Raw genomic sequence first — 19,300 nt, forward strand, 5'->3', positions numbered from 1 at the left:
GGTCAGAGCGTCTTGACGAACACCTTGGAATTGCGCTGCCAGTTGTACAGCTGTTGCCGTTGCGCCGGCAGGCTGTGCACATCCGCCGGCTGGAACCCCTGTTCCTGGAACCAGTGGGCGGTATGGGTGGTGAGCACGAACAGCCGTTCCAGGCCCTGCTCCCGTGCCCGCCGCTCCAGTTGCCGCAACAACTGAATGCCGCGCTCGCCACTGCGATACTGCGGATGCACGGCGACGCAGGCCAGCTCGCCCACTTTTTCATCGGGGAAGGGGTAGAGCGCCGCGCAGGCGATCACCATGCCATCCCGCTCGATGATCAGGAAGCGTTGTATCTCGCTTTCCAGCAGCTCCCGGGAACGGCGCACCAGGGTGCCGTCCGCCTCCAGCGGAGAGATCAGTTCCAGCACGCCGCCGACATCCTCGATGCGCGCGCCGCGCAGGGTTTCGTAGGTCTCCCGCGTGACCATGGTGCCGCAGCCGTCCCGGGTGAACAGTTCCTTCAACAGCACGCCGTCGTCGCCGGCGTCCAGCAGGTGGGCGCGTGCCACACCGTTACTGGCGGCGTGACAGGCGGCGGTAAGATGCCGTTCCAGGGCGCTGTCCTGCAGGCGCTGGTCGGCGAGCAGGCGCCCGGCTTCCTGCGGGGTCAGCTCGCGCAGTATGCGTTGGTGTTCATCGTCGATGCGCACGCCGTCGCCCAGTACGATCAACTTGTCGGCGGCCAGGGCGATGGCGGCGGTGGAGGCCACTTCCTCCGCATTCAGGTTGAACAGCTCGCCGGTGGGGGAGCTTCCCAGCGGTGACAGCAGCACCACGTTGCCGGCGTCCACCTGCCGGCGGATCGGTCCGACCTCTATGCGGCGCACCTCGCCGGTGTGCTGGTAGTCGAATCCATCGCGTACCCCCTTGGGTTTGGCGATGACGAAGTTGCCGCTGATCAGCTGGATCGAGGCGTTGTGCATGGGGGTGTTCGCCAGCCCCATGGAGAACAGGCCTTCCAGCTTCAGCCGCAGTGCGCCCACCGCGGCGATCACCGCTTCCAGCGCGGCGCTGTCGGTGATCCGGGTGTGGTGCTCGAAATGGGTTTCCAGACCGGCGGCATGAAGGCGCCGGCTGATCTGCGGCCGGGCCCCGTGGACCAGGACCAGGCGCACGCCGAGGGTGTTGAGCAGCGCCAGGTCATGCACCAGGGAGGGCAGTAACGGACTGTCCAGGACCTCACCGGTCATCATCACCACGAAAGTGCGGCCACGATGGGCGTTGATGTAGGGGGAGGAGTTGCGAAACCAGTTCACCTGGTCGGTAGTGCTCACGGTTTTTCTCGGCCAATCAAGGGGATGGGCCAGTATAGCCAGCGCGGCCGGGGCCGCGCCAGGGGGCTGGGGCAAAAGCGCTCGCGGCCCGTGGGCCGCGATGGGTCAGGCCCCGAACAGGCCCTTGAAGAAATAGAAGAACAGAATCGACAACAGCGCCCCGGCGGGCAGGGTGACGATCCAGGAGGTGAAGATGGTGCTGATCACGCGCAGGTTGAGCGAGCCAATGCCGCGCGCCATGCCGACGCCGAGTACCGCGCCCACCAGAGTGTGGGTGGTGGAGATGGGCAGGCCGGTGCCGGACGCCAGCACCACGGTGGTGGCGGCGCCCAGTTCGGCGGCGAAGCCGCGGCTCGGGGTCAGCTCGGTGATCTTGGTGCCCACCGTGGCCATCACCCGGGCGCCGAGTACCGCCAGGCCAAAGACGATCCCCATGGCCCCTACCAGTAAAACCCAACTGGGAATAATCGCTTCCTTGCCAATCACGCCGCCATTGGCGAGCACGCTGCTGATCGCCGCCAGCGGGCCCACCGCATTGGCCACGTCATTGGAGCCATGCGCGAAGGCCATGGCGCAGGCGGTGAAAATCATCAGTACCGCGAACACCCGCTCCACCGAACTGAAACGAAAATCCTTGTCGGCTTCCGGATCCGGCTGGATGCGGCTCAGGAACAGAACCCCGAGGCCGGCCACCACGGCGCCGCCGGCGATGGCCCACAGGGTGCTGGCGCCAAAGCTCATCTCCAGCCCCACGTGCTTGAGGCCTTTGACCAGGGTTACCTTGGTGATCACGAAACCCACCAGGAACATGTAGAACGGCACCACTTTCTTGGCCCGCTGGAACGGGTCGTCATGGTTGAGAACCAGTTTCTGCACGCTCTTTATCAAGGCGAAGGAGAGGAAGCCCGCCAGCAGCGGCGAGGTGACCCAACTGGCGACAATGGAACCCACCTGCCCCCAATGCACCGAGTCCATGCCCACGCCAACCGCGGCGAAGCCGACGATGGCGCCGACGATGGAGTGGGTGGTCGATACCGGCCAGCCCGCCCAGGAGGCCACCACCAGCCAGATACCGGCGGCCAGTAACGCGGCGAGCATGCCGTAGACCAGATAATGAGGCGTCTGGTTGAACACCTCGGCGTCGATGATGCCCTTGCGGATGGTGGCGGTGACTTCGCCGCCGGCCAGGTAGGCCCCGGCGAACTCGAAAACGATGGCGATCAGAACCGCCTGTTTGACGGTGAGGGCCCGCGCCCCCACCGACGTACCCATGGCGTTGGCAACGTCATTGGCGCCCACGCCCAGGGCCATCAGGAAACCGGCGCCGCCGGCAATGAGCAGCATCAGGGTGCTGTGTTCGAGCATCCACTCCATAGGGAACCTCTGCTGGTCTGCCGGACCCTAGCGGGCAAGCAACAATTGAAGATGGCCGCCAACCTTTTGAGCGCGGTCGGCCAGGTCACCGATCCAGTCGATGATCTTGTATAGGAACATCACATCCACCGGAGGCAATTCGGATTCCAATTTGAACAGCTGGGCGCGGATCTGCACCTGCTGGTCGTCGTTGGCCCGTTCCAGGCGATCCAATTCCTCGATGAGCTCTTCCACCAGACGGATTTCCCGGCCGCTGAAACCGGTTTCCACCAGTTCGTCCAGTTCATTGATGGCCTTCTTGGCCTGGGCGGAAGTATCGATGGCGCCTTGCAGATAGTCGGTCATGCTATCGGCGAGGCTGGGGGGGAGCGTCATCTGCCGGCCCAGCATGAGACCGGCGATGTCCTTGGCCTTGTTGGCCACCTTGTCCTGCACGCTGACCAGTTCCAGCAGATCGGAGCGGGGCACCGGCAAAAACAGGCTTTTGGGCAAATTGAGGCGGAACTCTTTCTTCAGCTCGTCGGCCTGGTTTTCCAGTTGGGCGATGCGCTGGCGGGCCTCGCGGGCACGTTCCCAGTCACTGTCGCGGACCGCGGAGAAGAAATCGCCCAGGCCCAAAGCGCAATCGTGCACGGTGTCGTAATGCTTTTGCAGGGGGCGTATCGGCGATCGGCCGAAAAGGCCGGCGATGGAGCTGCCAAAGGACATAGGGACCCTGTCACGGAATCGTCACTGAAGTGGGCGCGAGTATAGTGGATAGCGGCGCCGCTGCCTATCTCATGGGAAGCTGATACTATCTTCTTAATTGTGAGATGGGTTTTTGGGGGTAGTAGTGATCGGTGCCACCACCACGGCTCGCCCGTCCCGGGCGTTCGAGCTGGATGTTCGCTGGGTCATGCGTGAATTGCTCGAAGAGCAGCGCGTGACCCGGGAAGACTACAACGTGATCTCCACCACGCCGCGGGAAAGCAGTGAACAGAGCTGGCATCCGCTGCAGGTGGTGGCGAAATACCGGCTGGCCGACCGCCAGGACGAGCACACTCTCCTCGACATCGAAGTGCTGACCGCCTGGCTGGCGAAAAAAAGCGGTCTGAGCCTGTATCACATCGACCCGCTCAAGGTGGAAGTGGACCGGGTCACCGAGGTAATGAGCTACGCCTTCGCCGAACGCCACGGCATCCTGGCGCTGGAAGTGTCGGCGGATACGGTGGTGGTGGGCTGCGATCAGCCTTACCGGCTGGACTGGCGCGAGGATCTGCAGCAGGTGCTGGGGGACCGGGCGGTGCGGGTAGTACTGGCGAACCCGGAGGCGCTGCGCCGCTATCGCATTGAATTCTACAATCTCAGCCGCTCCATCGCCGGGGCTCGCCGCTCCGGTGGACAGGGCGGCACGGATATCGCCAATTTCGAGCAGCTGCTGGAGGTCGGGCGGGGGCGGCCGGACGCTGATGACCAGCACATCGTCAATATCGTCGACTGGATCCTGCAGTATGCGTTCTCCCAACGCGCCAGCGACATCCACCTGGAGCCGCGCCGGGATACCGGGCGCATGCGTTTTCGTATCGACGGCGTTCTGCACGACGTCTATGAATTGCCGGCACCGGTGATGGCGGCGGTGACCAGCCGCCTCAAGATCCTGTCCCGGCTGAACGTGGCGGAGAAGCGCAAACCTCAGGACGGTCGCCTCAAGACCAAAACACCGGATGGCAATGAGGTGGAGCTGCGGCTGTCCACGTTGCCCACCGCCTTTGGCGAGAAGATGGTGATGCGGATCTTCGATCCGGAGGTACTGGTGCGCAGCTTCGCGCAGATGGGCTTCAGCCAGGAGGACCACCAGGCTTGGCGGGCCATGACCGGCCACACTCACGGCATCGTCTTCGTCACCGGGCCCACCGGCTCCGGTAAAACCACCACCCTGTATTCCACGCTCAAGCAGCTGGCGACCAGCGAGGTCAATGTCTGCACCATCGAGGATCCCATCGAAATGGTGGAACCCAGCTTCAATCAGATGCAGGTGCAGGCCAATATCGACGTCGGCTTCGCCGAGGGGGTGCGGGCGATGCTGCGGCAGGACCCGGACATCATCATGATCGGCGAGATTCGCGATCTGGCCACCGCGGAAATGGCGATCCAGGCGGCGCTGACCGGCCACCTGGTGTTGTCCACCCTGCACACCAATGATGCGCCTTCGTCGATTGTGCGGCTCACCGATCTCGGCGTGCCGCCTTATCTGATCACCGCCGCTGTCACCGGGGTCATGGCCCAGCGGTTGGTGCGGACCCTGTGCCCGCACTGCAAGGCGCCGCAAGCGGTGGACGCGGCATCCTGGCGGGAGCTGGTGCGGCCATTCAAGATGACTCAGCCGGCAACCTGGTATCGGCCGGTGGGCTGTCTGGAGTGCCGGGGCACCGGCTATTTGGGGCGGATGGGGGTGTATGAAGCCATGCCGCTGGCGGCGCCGGTAAAAAGCCTGGTCAATCGTGGTGGCGATCTCGAGTCGCTTACCCGTGAAGCGGTGCGGGGTGGCATGAAGCCGCTGCGTATCAGCGGCGCCCAGAAAGTGGCCGCCGGATTCACCACGGTGGAAGAAGTGATGCGGGTAACGCCGTCCCCGGATATGCTGTTGGCCTGACCTGGTCGGGATGCGTGGCATCCAGGCCAGGGAGGAGGGCGGGGACGAGGCCGGTGCATCCCGGGGGAGCATCGTGGCCGACCATCGGTATGTCGTCCCTGGTCTTTCGTTATGTTTCGAGGCCGTGGACAATACCACCCATGACAGAACCGGACTATTCCGGCCTGCCCGATGACCTTGCCCAGCTGGTTGGCCAGCATTGGCAACGGTTTCAGGAGGCGGGCCATACCCTGCCTGACGCTCTGCTCGCCGATCTGCCCAAAGTCTGGGCGGGTTCCGACTTCGTGGCGGAACAGTTTATTCGTGACGGTGAACTGGGACCCTGGTTGCTCGAGCACTCCCTGAATCAACGCCTGGACGCGATGTCGCTGGTTGCCCAGGTACAACAGACAGTGGCCGCCTGTGCCGGCGAGGATGAGCTGAAACAGGTGCTGCGGCGGCTGCGGCAGCGCCATATGGCCCGCATCATCTGGCGGGATCTGGCCGGACAGGGTGACTACCACAGCACCGTGGCGGACCTGTCCCTGTTGGCCGATACTCTGATTTCCTGCGCTCTGGAGCAGCTTTACGACTGGGCCCGGGCCCGCCAGGGCACGCCCACGGGGCCGGATGGTCAGCCGGTGAAGCTGGTGGTGTTCGCCATGGGCAAGCTGGGCGCGCGGGAACTGAATCTGTCCTCCGATATCGACCTGATCTTCGCCTATGAGCATGAGGGCGAGCTGGAAGGCGAGCGGCGCGCGCTCAGCTATCACCAGTTTTTCCAGCGTCTCGGCCAGCAGCTGATCAAGGCGCTGGACCAGACCACCGCCGACGGTTTCGTGTTCCGTGTGGACATGCGGCTGCGTCCCTGGGGCAAGAGCGGTGCCCTGGCGGTGGGCTTCGACGCCATGGAAAGCTACTACGAAACCCAGGGCCGGGAATGGGAACGCTACGCGCTGATCAAGATGCGCCCGGTGGCCGGGGATCTGCAGGCCGGCGCCCGCCTGGTGGAGCGGCTCAATCCCTTTGTCTATCGCCGTTACATCGACTACGGCGCGTTCCAGTCTCTGCGCGAGATGAAATCTCTGATCGAGCGGGAAGTGAACCGCAAGGGGATGCAGGCGGACGTCAAACTCGGTGCCGGCGGTATTCGTGAAGTGGAATTCATCGTTCAGGCCTTCCAATTGATCCGTGGCGGTCAGTTGCCGGCGCTGCGCCAACCCAACCTGATCCAGGTGCTGCCGCTGCTGCTCGAGCAGGGCCTGTTGCCCGAGGATGTGGTGGAGGAGTTGCGGGACGCCTACGTGTTCCTGCGTGATGTGGAACATCGGCTGCAGGCGGTGGCGGACCGGCAAACCCAGCGGCTGCCCGACGACGAAGCCGGCTGGGAGCGCTTGACCTTTGCCATGGGGTTTTCCTCACGGCGTGTATTCGAACGCGGCTTGCGCCGCCACCGGGAACGGGTGCGCTTCCACTTCAGTCAGGTGATCGCCGATCCCGAACAGGAATCCGACGAGCGCCAGGGCGATCAGGATCTGGTGGATGTCTGGCAGGGGCGGCTGGAGCCCGAGGCTGCCATCGCCACCCTGGCAAACATGGGCATCCAGGAGGCGGAGCAGGTTCATGGACTGATCCATGAGCTGCGCGAGAGCCGGGCGGTGGAGAACATGCAGCGTATCGGCCGCGACCGTCTCGACCGGTTGATGCCGTTACTGCTGGAAAGTCTGGGCTATCAGGGCCACGGCGCGGTCACCGCGGCACGGCTGGTGGCCTTTATCGAAGCGGTACTGCGGCGCAGCGCCTATATCGCGCTACTGGTGGAAAATCCCGGCGCCCTGACCCAGTTGGTGAAACTGTCCGGGGCCAGCCCCTGGATCGCTGAAAGGCTGGCGCGCCACCCGGTGTTGCTGGACGAGTTGCTGGACGTTGGCACTCTGTACTCGCCGCCCGCCCGGACCGAACTGGATGATGAGTTGCGCCAGCAATTGCTGAGAGTGGCGGAGGATGACCTGGAGCAGCAGATGGAGGTGCTGAGGAACTTCAAGCAGGCGCATCTGCTGCGGGTGGCGGCATCAGAGGTGACTCAGGTGCTGCCGCTGATGAAGGTGAGCGATTACCTCACCTGGCTGGCGGAGAGCATTCTCAATCAGGTGGTGATGCTGGCCTGGGAGCCGTTGGTGGAACGCCACGGCAAGCCGTCCCGGGACAGCGGCCAGCCCTGCGATCCGGATTTCGTGGTGGTGGGGTACGGCAAGCTCGGCGGCATCGAGCTGGGACATAACTCGGATCTGGACCTGGTGTTCCTGCACGATGCCGCCCCCGGCGGCAATACCGACGGTGACAAACCGGTCTCCAATGAGCAGTTCTACGCCCGCCTGGGGCAGCGCATCGTTCATATCCTTTCCACCCGCACCATGAGCGGTCAGCTGTACGAAGTGGATATGCGGCTGCGTCCCAGCGGCAAATCCGGGCTCCTGGTGTCGTCCATGGCCTCGTTCGAAAAGTATCAGACCCAGGATGCCTGGACCTGGGAACATCAGGCTCTGGTGCGGGCCCGGGTGGTGGCCGGTTGCAACCGGGCGCGTCAGGCGTTCGACGCGATTCGTCATCAGGTGCTGTGTCAGCCGCGCGATCCGCGGGGGCTGCGTGATGATGTTCTGGCCATGCGCGAACGCATGGTGACGCACCTGGGATCGGGGGAGGAAGGCCGTTTCCACCTCAAGCAGGATCCTGGAGGTATCGTTGATATCGAATTTATGGTGCAATATGGCGTACTCAGATGGGCCTCCTCCCACGGTGAACTGACCCGCTTCACCGATAACGTGCGGTTGCTGGAAACGCTTGCCGCTCTGGAACTGATGCCGGCGCAGGACGCCGGATTGTTAAGGGAAGCCTACCTGGCCTACCGGTCAGCGGCTCATCGCGCCTCGCTGCGCAAAGAGAAATCCATCGTCGACGATGCCGAATTCCGCGATCTGCGGGAGGGGGTTCGTGCGATTTGGAAGCAATGGTTCGACCTCGAAGAATAGACGTGCCCGGCAAGGCACGCTTCCACGGGTCATAGTTCTGGGAGAATGACCGCCATGTCCATGGCTGATAGAGATGGTGTTATCTGGCTGGATGGTAAACTGGTGCCCTGGCGCGATGCCAAGGTGCACGTGCTGACGCATTCCCTGCATTACGGCATGGGCGTGTTCGAAGGCGTGCGGGCCTACGAGACCGACAAGGGCCCGGCTATCTTCCGCCTGCGGGAGCACACGGACCGGCTCTTCAACAGCGCGCATATTCTCAACATGAAGGTGCCGTACGCCAAGGATGTGATCAACCAGGCGCAAATCGACGTGGTACGGGAAAACAAGCTGCCCCACGCTTACCTGCGTCCGCTGGTGTTCTACGGAAGTGAAGGCATGGGCCTGCGCGCCGCCGGCCTTAATGTGCATGTGGCCGTGGCCGCCTGGGAATGGCCGTCCTACATGTCTCCGGAAGCGCTGGAGCTGGGTATCAAGGTGCGTACCTCCAGCTACACCCGCCACCATGTGAACATCACCATGTGCAAGGCGAAGTCTTCCGGCAGCTACATGAACTCCATGCTGGCGTTGAACGAAGCCCTCTCCGGTGGTGCCGATGAAGCCCTGCTGCTGGATAACGAAGGCTACGTGGCCGAAGGCTCCGGCGAGAACGTGTTCCTGATCCGCGACAAGGTGCTGTACACCCCGGAGTTGACGTCCTGTCTGGACGGCATCACCCGCAAGACCATCATCCAACTGGCCGAGGAACGGGGCTACAAGGTACGTGAGAAGCGTCTCACCCGGGACGAGTTCTACATCGCCGACGAAGCTTTCTTCACCGGCACCGCGGCGGAAGTGACGCCGATCCGTGAGCTGGACGGCCGTATCATCGGTGAAGGCAAACGGGGGCCGATCACCGAGCAGTTGCAGGCGGTGTACTTCGATCTGGTGCGCGGCAAGTTGGACGAGTACCAGAACTGGCTGACCTTCGCGGTCTGAGACGCGAAGACGGACGCCTGACGCCTGATGTCCGAATCCCAGCGCATCCTTGTCGTCGGCCCTTCATGGGTGGGTGACATGGTGATGGCGCAGACCCTGTTCGCCGAGCTGCAACGGCAACAGGACTGCGCCATCGATGTTCTGGCGCCCGCCTGGTGCCGGCCCTTGTTATCGCGCATGCCGGAAGTGCGCGCCCCCCTCGATTTGCCGTTCGACCATGGCGATCTGAAGCTGGCTGCCCGCCGGAAGCTGGGTCGCTCCCTGCGTGGTCGCTACGATCAATGCTTCGTTTTACCCAACTCTCTGAAATCCGCGTTGGTGCCCTTTTGGGCCCGGGTACCGGTACGCACGGGGTGGCGTGGCGAGATGCGCTATGGCCTGCTCAACGACGTCCGGGTACTCGATAAGCAGCGTTATCCCTTGATGGTGCAGCGTTTCGTTGCCCTGGCGTTGCCCTCTCAAGCCGCTCCGCCGCTGCTTGAGACGATCACCCCGCCGCATCTGGTGGTTAGTGAGGACAGCCTGGAGCAGGCACTGCGGGCCCACGGTTTGAATCGGGATGTGCCGGTGCTCGGGCTTTGTCCCGGGGCGGAGTTCGGCCCGGCCAAGCGCTGGCCGGAATACCACTATGCCGAGGTGGCGCGGGACTGGATCAGCACCCGCGGCGGCCAGGTCTGGATTTTCGGATCCGGCAAGGATCTGCCCGTGGCGCGGGCCATTCGCGATGCACTGCCCGGGGCGCAGCGGTCTTCGGTACAACTGCTGGCCGGCAGCACCAGCCTGGAACAAGCGGTGGATTTGCTGTCCGCCACCAACGCGGTGGTCAGCAACGATTCGGGACTGATGCACATCGCCGCGGCCCTCGGGCGCCCGCTGGTGGCGGTTTACGGCTCCACCTCTCCGGACTTCACGCCACCACTGGGTTCGGCGGTGCGGGTGGTGCGTCTGGGGCTGGATTGCAGTCCCTGTTTCCAGCGTGAGTGCCCCCTGGGTCACCTCAATTGCTTGCGCCAACTGGAACCGGCGCGAGTGATCTCCGCTTTGCAGGACCTGGCCGTCAAGGAGGATTAAGTGTGCGTGTACCCCGGAAGTATATTGATCCGGACTGGCGTCCGGCGCTGATCGGCTGGCGTCTGGATTACGCCGCTGCCTGGCTGGCGTTGCCGGACAAGGCGCTGGTGGATGAACCCAACCTGCGCTATGGCGGCAGCATGCATGTCTATCGTCTGCAAATGGACGATGGCACGGGGTTGCGTCACAACCTCTATATAAAATGCCAGTGCAACCAGCGCCGACGATCCTTGCGCCACCCCGTGCGGGGGCGGGCCACCCTGGAAACGGAGTTCAGGGCGTTGTCCGCCTGCTTGAAAAAGGGCGTGCCGGTGGCGCGGCCGGTGTTTTTCGATCACTTCGTCGATGACAACGGTGATGAGCATTATGTCCTGGTGAGCCTGGGACTGGACGGCTTTCAGAGCCTCGATCAAATCGATATGCCGGCGCTGCCGCTGGAGCGGCGCTGGCGTTTGCTGGAAGACGTGGGCATGACGCTGCGTTTCATGCATCTGCGGGGCTTTGCTCATCGCAATCTCTACCCCAAGCATGTTTTCGTGGCCTGGCGGCCGGCACTGGAGCGGTTCGACGTCCGTTTCATTGATTTGGAAAAGACCCACCTGTTCACCGGCTTCCGCCACCTGTTCCGGGATCTGGAAAGCCTGGCGCGGCGCAGCAAGAATGTCAGCCGGCGCGATCAGCTCCGGTTCCTCAAGTATTACCTGGACACCGGCCATCTCAGCGAGGATGGCAAAATTCTTGCCCGCTGGCTGGCCCGTAAACTGCACTATCGCTAAGAACAGGCTTAAAGGTCATGGACAGGCGCTAAGTTCACGATCTTTTCGGTAAAGAGCATGAACCGGCCCCAAGCAGCCGTTATGATGGCGGGCGACTGTCGGGCCCTAATACCAGGAAGCACATGCGCGTTCTTCTGATCAAAACCTCGTCCATGGGGGACGTCATCCACACCCTGCCGGCATTGACCGACGCCCAGGCGGTGGTGCCCGGATTACGTGTGGACTGGGTGGTGGAGGAAGCCTTTGCGGATCTGGCCGGTCGGCACCCGGCGGTGGAGCAGGTGTTGCCCTGTGCCCTGCGCCGCTGGCGCCGCCATCCTCTGAGAGCTCGCCGCAGCGGTGAATGGGGCGGTTTCAGAGCACGCCTTCAGGCGACCGAATACGACGCGGTGATCGACGCCCAGGGACTGATCAAGAGCGCTTTCCTGACACGGCTGGCGCGAGGGCCCAAGTACGGCCTTGACCGCACCTCCGCCCGGGAGGCTTTGTCGGCCCGCGTGCTGGATCATCCCTTACCCATCCCCCGTGGCGGGCACGCGGTCAGCCGGGTGCGGGAACTGTTCGCCCGTGTGCTCGGCTATCCCACGCCGGATAGCGCCCCGGATTACGGTCTGCACCGGCAACAGGAGCCGCGCTCTCTATTGACCCCGGGCGCGGATCTGGTGTTCTGTCATGGCACTACCTGGCCCACCAAACACTACCCCGAGGCGTTCTGGCGTGAACTGGTGGAATGGGCCGACGAGGCCGGACACCGGGTGCACCTGCCTTGGGGTGATGAAACCGAAAAACGCCGGGCGGAACGGCTGGTTCGCGGTGTGCCTGGCGCGCGAGTGCTGCCGCGCCTGTCGCTGGAGGCGCTGACCGAACGATTCCTCGGCTGGGATGCGTTCATTGCCGTGGACACCGGACTGGCTCACCTGGCCGCCGCCACCGGCATGCCCGGAGTGGCGCTGTACGGCCCCACCGATCCGCGGCTGACCGGCGTCTGGGGCAGCCGGGCCCAATCCCTGGGCGCGGAATTCCCCTGCGCGCCCTGTGTGCAAGAGAAATGCACCTACCGGGGCAGTCTGGGTAAAGGGGTGGAGCCACCCTGCTTCAGCAGCCTCAAACCGCAGTGGGTGTGGCAACGGCTGCTGGAGGTCACGGATCCATGAAGCTGGCCTTTCTGTTGTTTGAATATTTCCCCTACGGGGGCCTGCAGCGGGACATGCTCGCCATCGCCCGGGAGGCACAGTCCCGGGGCCAGGAGGTCACGGTGTTCACCCGCGCCTGGCACGGTGAGCCGGAACCGGGGCTGGCGGTGGAAACCTTGCAGGTGCACGACGGCATGAACCATGTTCGCGACGATCGCTTCGCCCGGCAGGTGCGGGACCGACTGGAAGGCTTCGACAGCGTGGTGGGTTTCAACAAAATGCCGGGACTGGATTGGTATTACGCCGCCGATGGCTGCCTGGCGGCCCGTTATCGGGGCGCGCGGCGCTGGCTTTCCCGCTACCGCGACAAACTGGCCAAGGAAGCCGCGGTGTTCGGGGCGGACGTCGGCACACGGATCCTTTCTATTTCTCCGCCTCAGCGAGCCTTGTACCAACGCCACTACGGCACCGCCGGCGAGCGCTTCGTGGATTTGCCGCCGGGCATCCGTCGTGACCGCATTCTGCCGGAGGACTATGCCTCTTGCCGCCACCGCCTGCGAGCCGGGCTGGGGCTGGCCGAGGACACGCCGATGTTGCTGTTCGTCGGTTCCGGTTTTCGTACTAAGGGATTGGATCGCGCCATCGCGTTGCTGCCGGATTTGCCGGAGCGGATCCCATTGTATGTGGTGGGAGATGATAACCCGGCGCCTTACCTGCGCCGTGCCCGCCGTCTGGGAGTGCGGGACCGTGTGCACTTCATGGGCGGTCAGGATAACGTGGCGGAATGGCTATGGAGCGCGGACCTGCTGGTCCATCCCGCCTATGCGGAGAATACCGGCACGGTATTACTGGAAGCGGCGGTGGCCGGCTTGCCGGTGCTGACCACCCCGGTTTGTGGCTACGCGCCCTATATCGAGCGGGCGAACATGGGCAGGGTCAGCGCCGAGCCCTCGGCCACCGATGTTAACGCACTGATGACCACGTCAAGGGACCAATGGCGTCAGCGTGGCAGGGCGTTCGCCGAGAGCGCGGATATTTACGATCTGGTGCATCACGCGGTGGACGCCATCGAACGCTATCCAAGGAAGTCTTCATGACGCTGTATCTGCGTGACGATCTGGCCGAGGCCTGGCGCGGCGAGGACCCGTTCGAGCAGGCCGCCCGCCAACAAGGGGAGGTGTTCCGGGAACGGGAGGGGCGCCGCACACTGCGTTTTCAGACCGGGCGCGGGCATTATTTTCTCAAGTACCATGGGGGCATCGGTTGGGGTGAAATCCTCAAGAATCTGACCCAGGCCAAACTGCCGATTCTCGGCGCCATGTCGGAAGTGCGCGCCATTCGCCGGGTGGCGGAAGCCGGGCTGGATACACTCACCGTCGTTGGCTATGGCGAGCGCGGCCTTAACCCGGCGTCCCGGCAAAGTTTCCTGGTCACCGAGGAATTGCTGGACACCGTGAGCCTGGAAGAACTTGGCGAGTCCTGGCGCGGGAATCCGCCACCGGCGACCTTTAAATGGGCACTGATCCGGCGCGTGGCGGAGATTGCCAAACGCATGCACGATGCCGGTGTGAATCACCGTGATTTCTACCTGGGGCATTTTCTGATGCCAAGGGATGCGGCCGCCGTGCACGATGCCACCGCGCCGTTGTATCTGATTGATCTGCATCGCTCCCAGGTTCGAGGGCGGGTGCCGCGTCGCTGGCGGGTCAAGGACCTGGGCGGCTTGTATTTCTCCACCGCCCGCTTTTCTCTGACCCGGCGCGATGTATTGCGCTTCGTACGGATCTACACCGACATGCCGCTACGGGAAGCGCTCAGCGACAAGACGCCGCTGCTGGATGCCAGTCGTCGCGAGGGCGAGCGCATCTATCAGCGCTACTTCGAAAAAACACCAGCGTTTCCGTTGCCGTTCGCCGAGCACCCGGGAAAGGATATTTGACCATGAGCGTGGCGTTTTCGGTGGTCATACCGGCCTACAATTACGGCCATTGCCTGGAAAGGGCGGTAAAGTCGGTGTTAACCCAGGACTACCCGCATTTTGAAGTGCTGGTGATTGACGATGGGTCCACCGACAACACGCTTGAGGTCATGGAGAGGCTGGTTTCGGAGAGCGCCGGGCCGTTACGCTGTTTGACGCAGCGTAACCGTGGTCCGGCAGCGACTCGTGCCAGAGGTGTGGAAGAAACGTCCAATGAATGGCTGATTTTTCTGGATGCGGATGATGAGCTGTGCGCTGGGGCGCTCTCTGCTTTCGCCAGCAGCGTGCGGGCTCACCCGCAAACGAAGCTGGTGATCGCAGGGCACTATGCTTTGACGGAAGGGAAGGTCGTATCGGTTCCTCCCGGGCCCGTTGGTGATGACCGGGAGCGCAACTTCGCTCTTTATTTGAATAAAAAAATCCAATTTAGCAATGGTGCCAGCGCTATCCACCGGGAGGCGTTTGCCACGGTGGACTTCCGCGAAGAGCTGCGTCATACCGAGGACATGCCGGTTTTTGCTCACCTTCTGGCCTGCTACGCGGCCGTGGCGTTGCCTGAGCCATTGTTGAATGTGCATAAACACCCGGATAGCCGCCGGAATGATCTGCAGGCTGCTTTGTCGGTGGGAATGGAATTGGAGCAGCAGATATTCGAAAACAATGGCTTGCCTTCCTGGGCCATGGCGTACCGGAAGCCATACCGGGCCCGCCGTGCCTTGTCGTTGCTGAAGCTGGCGGATAGAGGGGGGTGGCCGGATCTGGTTCAACGCTTTTATTGTCAGGCACTGCGTGCCGACCCCTGGCTGGCGTTGCGGCCCCGCTATGTGCGCCGGGTAATCGCCAGTCTGTTTAAAAGGGAGGCGGCATGACCGGTGATGCTCCGCTGTCATTGTCACAGCTCTCCCGTCGCGAGTGGGGAGAGGTGGCCGCGTTCACTCTGATGATTGGTGAAGAACCTTTGTATGCGGATCGCATACTGCGTCATCTGCCGGGCCGTCGGTTGGCTATGCGCGCGCGCTGGCGCGGTGAGCTGGTGTTCGCGAAGTTATTCTTTCAACCCGAGGCGGAGAAAGCCGCTCCGGAGCAGGAGCGGCAAAAGGCTCTTCTGGCCGCTGGCCTGCCCACTCCTCAGCCTCTGGAGCTGCACCAGATGGACAAAGGCACGGTGCTGATAGCCCGATGGTGTGACGGTGAACCCGCGGGTGCCGCCCTTCGTCACCAGGAAGACCAAGTGATGCCTGCGCTGCTGGACAGCGTTTTTGGGTTGTATCAAGCCGGTTGGCGCCAGCGTGATCTGCATCTGGATAACTTTCTGTTTGATGGCCAGCAAGCTCTGATTCTTGATGCGGGTGATATTGACACCCTGCCTGCAGGTCGGCGCCGGCGGGGAGCTATTCTTGATAACCTGGCGTTGTTTTGTGCTCAGGCTCCCTTGGACTTGCGTGATACTTTGCTGAATCGAGTGACGGGGGCTCTGAGTGAACGCGGCCTGCCGTCAGCCAGTTTGAGAGCCCGGGTATATGGCCATTCCCGACGGCGGATAGCCCGCGCCCTGAGGAAATGGCGCCGGGCTTCGTCGGCTATCGCCAGTCATAGCGACGCGCATGGTGACTGGCTCGTGGAACGTGCCTTGCCGGACGAAGAAAAAAAAGCGCTAGCCAGAGCATTGGTGGCGCCGGATTCCCTGCCGTTGATAAAAAAGGGCAGTCGCATCAGTGTTCATGGTGACGAGCATTGGGTGATCAAGCATTACCGCGATACCAGTTGGAAAGCGCGTCTGAAACAGCGTTGGTTTCGTGGCAGAGCCGATGTGTCCTGGCTGATGGGTTGGACCTGGGCGCTATTGGGTATACCGACACCGCGTCCCGTCATGCTGCTAAGGCGTCGCGATGCCCAGGCGGTGATTGCCTTTCCTCGCGTGGAAGGCGTGGCGCTGAGCCACCTGATTGAGCGGGATCCGCCCCGGGCGCATCGTGTCGCGCCGCAAGCTGAGTGCTGGCTGGAAAGACTGCATGCCGCTGGATTTTGGCATGGTGATAGCAAAGCGCAGAACGTTCTGGTGGATGCCATGGAGCATGTTCACTGGATCGACCTGGACGGTGCCGGATTCAGTCGTTGGCGGTGCCGCTCTCGTCGCAAGGGGCTGCGTGAGATGCGTCGCTTTCAGGCGAATTGGAAGCAGTTCGCGCCAATGTCGCCGCCGCCAGAGCCAGGGGAATCCACAAGCAGTTCCAGTTCGGCCAAAAAGGTGTAATCACTTTTTCTCCATCGAACATCAGCGTGATCAGCCCTGGTGCCAGAGGAGCCAGAAAAACCAGATTCTTGTGCTCGAATGCCGCCCGGCTTACCAGCAGCCGACGCAAGAGTATGATGACGAAAACCGCGAACACCACCAGCCCCGCTGCCCCAAGGTAATAGAACAGAGACAACAGAATGTTGTGCGGGTGAAATACCGCATAGGGCAGGATAGGGGATTGCTCCGGAGTGATGGTGGGGATGTTGTCACTCAGGCCGTGGCCGAACCAGGGGTGATGGCCGGCGACTTCCAGATAGGATAACCATACCGCGATTCTTTCCGAGTCCCCGCGACTTATATAGTGATTGGCATCGGTGACGATGAAATAGCTGGTGGCGATAATGATCGCCACGAGGGCCAGTATGATGCGTTTGCTGCGGGTGAGTAGAATCAAGGCCACGCCGCCACCGAGCAAGGCCACTAAACCGGTTCGCCTTTGCAGGGCGATCAGGAACAGCGCGCAGACCGTTAAACCCAGGGCAAGCAGTATCCGCCTTCCTACCTGTTGTTCCGCCACCAGAGCGCCAGCGAGAATAAAGGTCGGGGACATCATCGTCATGGTGGCGATGAGTTGATTTGTGTTGGGAATCAGGCCTTCCAGCCCTGTGCGGACCTCATAAAGTGGCAAAATCGGCGGGTTATCCCGGTAAAACAGCACCATGATCACTCCGGCGACAACGGCTGACAGCAAGGCGGACAGAACCAGTGCCCGGGCCAGTAGCGGCCGGTGATGCTGACCAAGAGTCCGGCAGGTGAGAAAGAGCACGGCAATTTGCAACATGGCGTGCGTCATTCGCGTCCATCTCGGTTCCGCGGCCCAGAATAGTGATACCAGTCCGAGAATGAAAAACGCCAGTAATGCCAGGTTCAAATCATCGAAGAGATTGTTTGGCGTGCGCCGGTAATGGCGAATCAAAAGAATTAAGGCGGGTAAGAAAAACACCGCTTTCAGAGCATGACCCAGAGTGCCCAGGGAAGGTGTCAAAAGTACGGCGCCGGAAAACAGGAAAAAAGACAAGGTCAGCCAGGCGACCATGAGATGCGCGGCGGCGCCGCTAAGACGAATGGGAGGCTGAGTAGTCATAAATATGCGGCGATCCGTTTACCCATTTCATAATGGGAGAATTGCTTGATGAGTGTGAGCGAACAGGTCTGCAGAGTGCGCAGCGCGGCGGGATCCTGGCGGATCCGTTCAAGTTTTTCCGCGGCTTCGTCCAAAGACTGGTACAAAAGGCAGTTTTCACCGTCACGCAGTCCCAGCGCCTGCTCCTCACCTTCGCCCTGCCGGTAGGCAACCAGAATGCAGCCGCAGGCCATGGCCTCGAAATTCTTCGCCATGTACTCACCAAGCCCTTTGTCGGCACTGAAAAAGAAACGGATGCGGTTCAAGGTACGTCTATACTCGTCGTCATTTTCTGTTCTGAGCAAGCGGCAACCCAAACGAGCCTCGGCGCCCTCCAGAAGCTCTGCCCGCTCGCGGTACACCTCGGAGCGCACGCGCCCGATAAAGCCCACTTCAATGTCCCGTTCCAGATCGAGCAAACCCGTGTTGCGCGTGGCGTAGCCCTTGGGAACGAAAACCGCCGGCACGCCTTTTCTCTGAAGGCGTTGGGCGGTGATATGGCCGGTCGCGATGACCCGGAGCGGCGCCACCTGGCGGTAGAAGTCGCTAAATTGTCCGTACCACTTGGAGCGTGACAGACCATCCTGGCAGGCGTCTTCTTCGTAGATATAGAGGTTGTCGAGCCTGCTCAGGCAAGAGCCGGCGCCATGAACATGCTTGAATGGCAGATCCAGCAGAACCTTGCGGTACCGATGGGCTTGCAGACGGCGCAGGCTCCAGGGTAGCCAGCGAACCTGCCGCCGGTTCAGCGCCACGATCGTTGCGCCGGCATGATCGCGCAGTGCTTCCAGGGTCTCCGGAATTGGAATACTGCGATAGTCATGGGTGATAACCAGAAGATCGGAACGAGAGGAGGTCATGGGCTCTCATCCCGTTGTTGGCGGACCCACTGGCGCAATGCCTCCGGCGTGCTTTGGTGGAGGGTCTCGTAAATGGACTCGCCGGTACTGCCGAAGAGCTGGTCGCAGTACACTGGGCCGTGGCCTCGATAAATACGCCCGGAAGGATGCCGGGGGCAGAAAAAATGGCTCGGCAGAATGGTCAGGTTGGTGTATTCCAAGTCACGGATGGCATTGGTCCATGCCAACGGCCCCGTGGTTTTCCAGGCGGAAAAACGTTTGCGCTTGCGTTGATACCATTTGCGTGGGCGCCAGGCCAGATGAAGACTGTTTTCCAGTCGTGCCACCAAATATTGGAGGAGCGGATTGCCGGGCGCGCAGGCCACGTAGCCGTTGGCGGCGAGGCCGGGGCTTTCCAGTTCGTTCTCCCAGCAAGTAAAGGCCTCACACTGGAACAGCCAGTCCGGAAGGCGCCGTAGACAAATGGAATCGCAATCCAGGGCGAAACCGCCATGCCGCTCAAGGATCTCCCAGCGCATCAAATCCGCGACGCCGTAGAGTTGTCCGGTCTCAGCCATTTCCACCATGTGCCGCTTCAATCGCCAATCCAGATTGTCCCGCTCCGCATTACCCCACACCCGAATTTCAAAGTCCGGGTGCAGTTCACGCCAGGTCTCGATGCAGTTGTCCGGACGTTTGTTTTCGTCGCCAACCCAAACGAAGTGCAAAACCCGGGGAATGATATCTTGATCTGGATAGCTCATGGTCCGATCCCCCCA

General features: G+C 62.2%; 15 protein-coding genes. 9 read left to right on the forward strand and 6 right to left on the reverse strand.

Going from position 1 to position 19,300, the window contains the following annotated elements; translation table 11 throughout:
* Positions 1-2 precede the first annotated feature (2 nt).
* The 3 genes from argA to RYH70_RS03060 all read right to left on the reverse strand — a co-directional run bounded on the left by argA (position 3) and on the right by RYH70_RS03060 (position 3,395).
* The gene (gene argA / locus RYH70_RS03050) at positions 3-1,313 is read right to left on the reverse strand and encodes an amino-acid N-acetyltransferase (protein ID WP_022997177.1); all 1,311 of its coding nucleotides are present in this window, start codon (positions 1,311-1,313) and stop codon (positions 3-5) included.
* A gap of 105 nt (positions 1,314-1,418) precedes the next feature.
* Positions 1,419-2,687, reverse strand: coding sequence for an inorganic phosphate transporter (locus tag RYH70_RS03055; RefSeq protein WP_026948531.1), 1,269 nt, complete (start codon positions 2,685-2,687; stop codon positions 1,419-1,421).
* 27 nt (positions 2,688-2,714) lie between these two features.
* Positions 2,715-3,395: a TIGR00153 family protein gene (locus RYH70_RS03060; RefSeq protein ID WP_022997179.1), complete on the reverse strand. Its 681-nt coding sequence runs from the start codon at positions 3,393-3,395 to the stop codon at positions 2,715-2,717.
* A 187-nt stretch (positions 3,396-3,582) separates the two neighbouring features.
* Here RYH70_RS03060 and RYH70_RS03065 point away from each other — a divergent pair, with 187 nt between their 5' ends.
* The 9 genes from RYH70_RS03065 (at position 3,583) to RYH70_RS03105 (ending at position 15,132) form a co-directional block, all read left to right on the forward strand.
* The gene (locus RYH70_RS03065; protein ID WP_233917295.1) at positions 3,583-5,319 is read left to right on the forward strand and encodes a GspE/PulE family protein; all 1,737 of its coding nucleotides are present in this window, start codon (positions 3,583-3,585) and stop codon (positions 5,317-5,319) included.
* Positions 5,320-5,459: 140 nt separating this feature from the next.
* Positions 5,460-8,327 (forward strand): bifunctional [glutamate--ammonia ligase]-adenylyl-L-tyrosine phosphorylase/[glutamate--ammonia-ligase] adenylyltransferase, encoded by a 2,868-nt coding sequence (gene glnE / locus RYH70_RS03070; protein WP_317009763.1) that lies wholly within the window; start codon positions 5,460-5,462, stop codon positions 8,325-8,327.
* Positions 8,328-8,381: 54 nt separating this feature from the next.
* On the forward strand, positions 8,382-9,305 hold the full coding sequence (locus RYH70_RS03075; RefSeq protein WP_022997182.1) for a branched-chain amino acid transaminase: 924 nt from the start codon (positions 8,382-8,384) through the stop codon (positions 9,303-9,305).
* A gap of 27 nt (positions 9,306-9,332) precedes the next feature.
* Entirely contained in the window at positions 9,333-10,376 is a 1,044-nt protein-coding gene (gene waaF / locus RYH70_RS03080) for a lipopolysaccharide heptosyltransferase II (RefSeq protein ID WP_055098688.1), read from the forward strand.
* Positions 10,377-10,378: 2 nt separating this feature from the next.
* Positions 10,379-11,152 carry a lipopolysaccharide kinase InaA family protein gene (locus tag RYH70_RS03085; RefSeq protein ID WP_022997184.1) on the forward strand — a complete coding sequence of 258 codons (774 nt, stop codon included), beginning with the start codon at positions 10,379-10,381 and terminating at the stop codon, positions 11,150-11,152.
* A gap of 122 nt (positions 11,153-11,274) precedes the next feature.
* Entirely contained in the window at positions 11,275-12,306 is a 1,032-nt protein-coding gene (waaC, locus tag RYH70_RS03090) for a lipopolysaccharide heptosyltransferase I (protein ID WP_317009764.1), read from the forward strand.
* On the forward strand, positions 12,303-13,382 hold the full coding sequence (locus RYH70_RS03095; RefSeq protein WP_317009765.1) for a glycosyltransferase family 4 protein: 1,080 nt from the start codon (positions 12,303-12,305) through the stop codon (positions 13,380-13,382). Before waaC ends, RYH70_RS03095 begins: the two co-directional genes overlap by 4 nt.
* Positions 13,379-14,224, forward strand: coding sequence for a lipopolysaccharide core heptose(I) kinase RfaP (gene rfaP / locus RYH70_RS03100; protein WP_316309406.1), 846 nt, complete (start codon positions 13,379-13,381; stop codon positions 14,222-14,224). The genes RYH70_RS03095 and rfaP overlap by 4 nt, the downstream gene beginning before the upstream one ends.
* A gap of 2 nt (positions 14,225-14,226) precedes the next feature.
* Positions 14,227-15,132: a glycosyltransferase family 2 protein gene (locus tag RYH70_RS03105; protein ID WP_022997188.1), complete on the forward strand. Its 906-nt coding sequence runs from the start codon at positions 14,227-14,229 to the stop codon at positions 15,130-15,132.
* A gap of 1,239 nt (positions 15,133-16,371) precedes the next feature.
* On the opposite strand, the gene RYH70_RS03110 is transcribed toward RYH70_RS03105, so the two are convergent.
* Genes RYH70_RS03110 through RYH70_RS03120 form a run of 3 tightly spaced genes read right to left on the reverse strand, consistent with a single transcriptional unit; the run spans position 16,372 to position 19,285 of the window.
* Entirely contained in the window at positions 16,372-17,643 is a 1,272-nt protein-coding gene (locus RYH70_RS03110) for an O-antigen ligase family protein (RefSeq protein WP_233917286.1), read from the reverse strand.
* Positions 17,640-18,542, reverse strand: coding sequence for a glycosyltransferase family protein (locus RYH70_RS03115; protein ID WP_022997192.1), 903 nt, complete (start codon positions 18,540-18,542; stop codon positions 17,640-17,642). The genes RYH70_RS03110 and RYH70_RS03115 overlap by 4 nt, the downstream gene beginning before the upstream one ends.
* A complete protein-coding gene (locus RYH70_RS03120; protein WP_022997193.1) occupies positions 18,539-19,285 on the reverse strand; it encodes a glycosyltransferase family 32 protein in 747 nt (248 codons plus the stop codon). The genes RYH70_RS03115 and RYH70_RS03120 overlap by 4 nt, the downstream gene beginning before the upstream one ends.
* Between the last annotated feature and the right edge of the window lie 15 nt (positions 19,286-19,300).

This window comes from Alloalcanivorax xenomutans, from assembly GCF_032810065.1.
In the GTDB taxonomy this organism is placed as follows: Bacteria; Pseudomonadota; Gammaproteobacteria; order Pseudomonadales; family Alcanivoracaceae; genus Alloalcanivorax; species Alloalcanivorax xenomutans.

Excerpts from the sequence above, each read along its gene's own strand:
- RYH70_RS03065 (WP_233917295.1), top strand. The coding sequence starts at position 3,583 with ATGCGTGAATTGCTCGAAGAGCAGCGCGTGACCCGGGAAGACTACAAC.
- RYH70_RS03110 (WP_233917286.1), bottom strand. The coding sequence starts at position 17,643 with ATGACTACTCAGCCTCCCATTCGTCTTAGCGGCGCCGCCGCGCATCTC.
- RYH70_RS03115 (WP_022997192.1), bottom strand. The coding sequence starts at position 18,542 with ATGACCTCCTCTCGTTCCGATCTTCTGGTTATCACCCATGACTATCGC.
- RYH70_RS03120 (WP_022997193.1), bottom strand. The coding sequence starts at position 19,285 with ATGAGCTATCCAGATCAAGATATCATTCCCCGGGTTTTGCACTTCGTT.
- waaF (WP_055098688.1), top strand. The coding sequence starts at position 9,333 with ATGTCCGAATCCCAGCGCATCCTTGTCGTCGGCCCTTCATGGGTGGGT.
- RYH70_RS03075 (WP_022997182.1), top strand. The coding sequence starts at position 8,382 with ATGTCCATGGCTGATAGAGATGGTGTTATCTGGCTGGATGGTAAACTG.
- RYH70_RS03060 (WP_022997179.1), bottom strand. The coding sequence starts at position 3,395 with ATGTCCTTTGGCAGCTCCATCGCCGGCCTTTTCGGCCGATCGCCGATA.
- RYH70_RS03095 (WP_317009765.1), top strand. The coding sequence starts at position 12,303 with ATGAAGCTGGCCTTTCTGTTGTTTGAATATTTCCCCTACGGGGGCCTG.
- glnE (WP_317009763.1), top strand. The coding sequence starts at position 5,460 with ATGACAGAACCGGACTATTCCGGCCTGCCCGATGACCTTGCCCAGCTG.
- waaC (WP_317009764.1), top strand. The coding sequence starts at position 11,275 with ATGCGCGTTCTTCTGATCAAAACCTCGTCCATGGGGGACGTCATCCAC.
- rfaP (WP_316309406.1), top strand. The coding sequence starts at position 13,379 with ATGACGCTGTATCTGCGTGACGATCTGGCCGAGGCCTGGCGCGGCGAG.
- RYH70_RS03105 (WP_022997188.1), top strand. The coding sequence starts at position 14,227 with ATGAGCGTGGCGTTTTCGGTGGTCATACCGGCCTACAATTACGGCCAT.
- RYH70_RS03055 (WP_026948531.1), bottom strand. The coding sequence starts at position 2,687 with ATGGAGTGGATGCTCGAACACAGCACCCTGATGCTGCTCATTGCCGGC.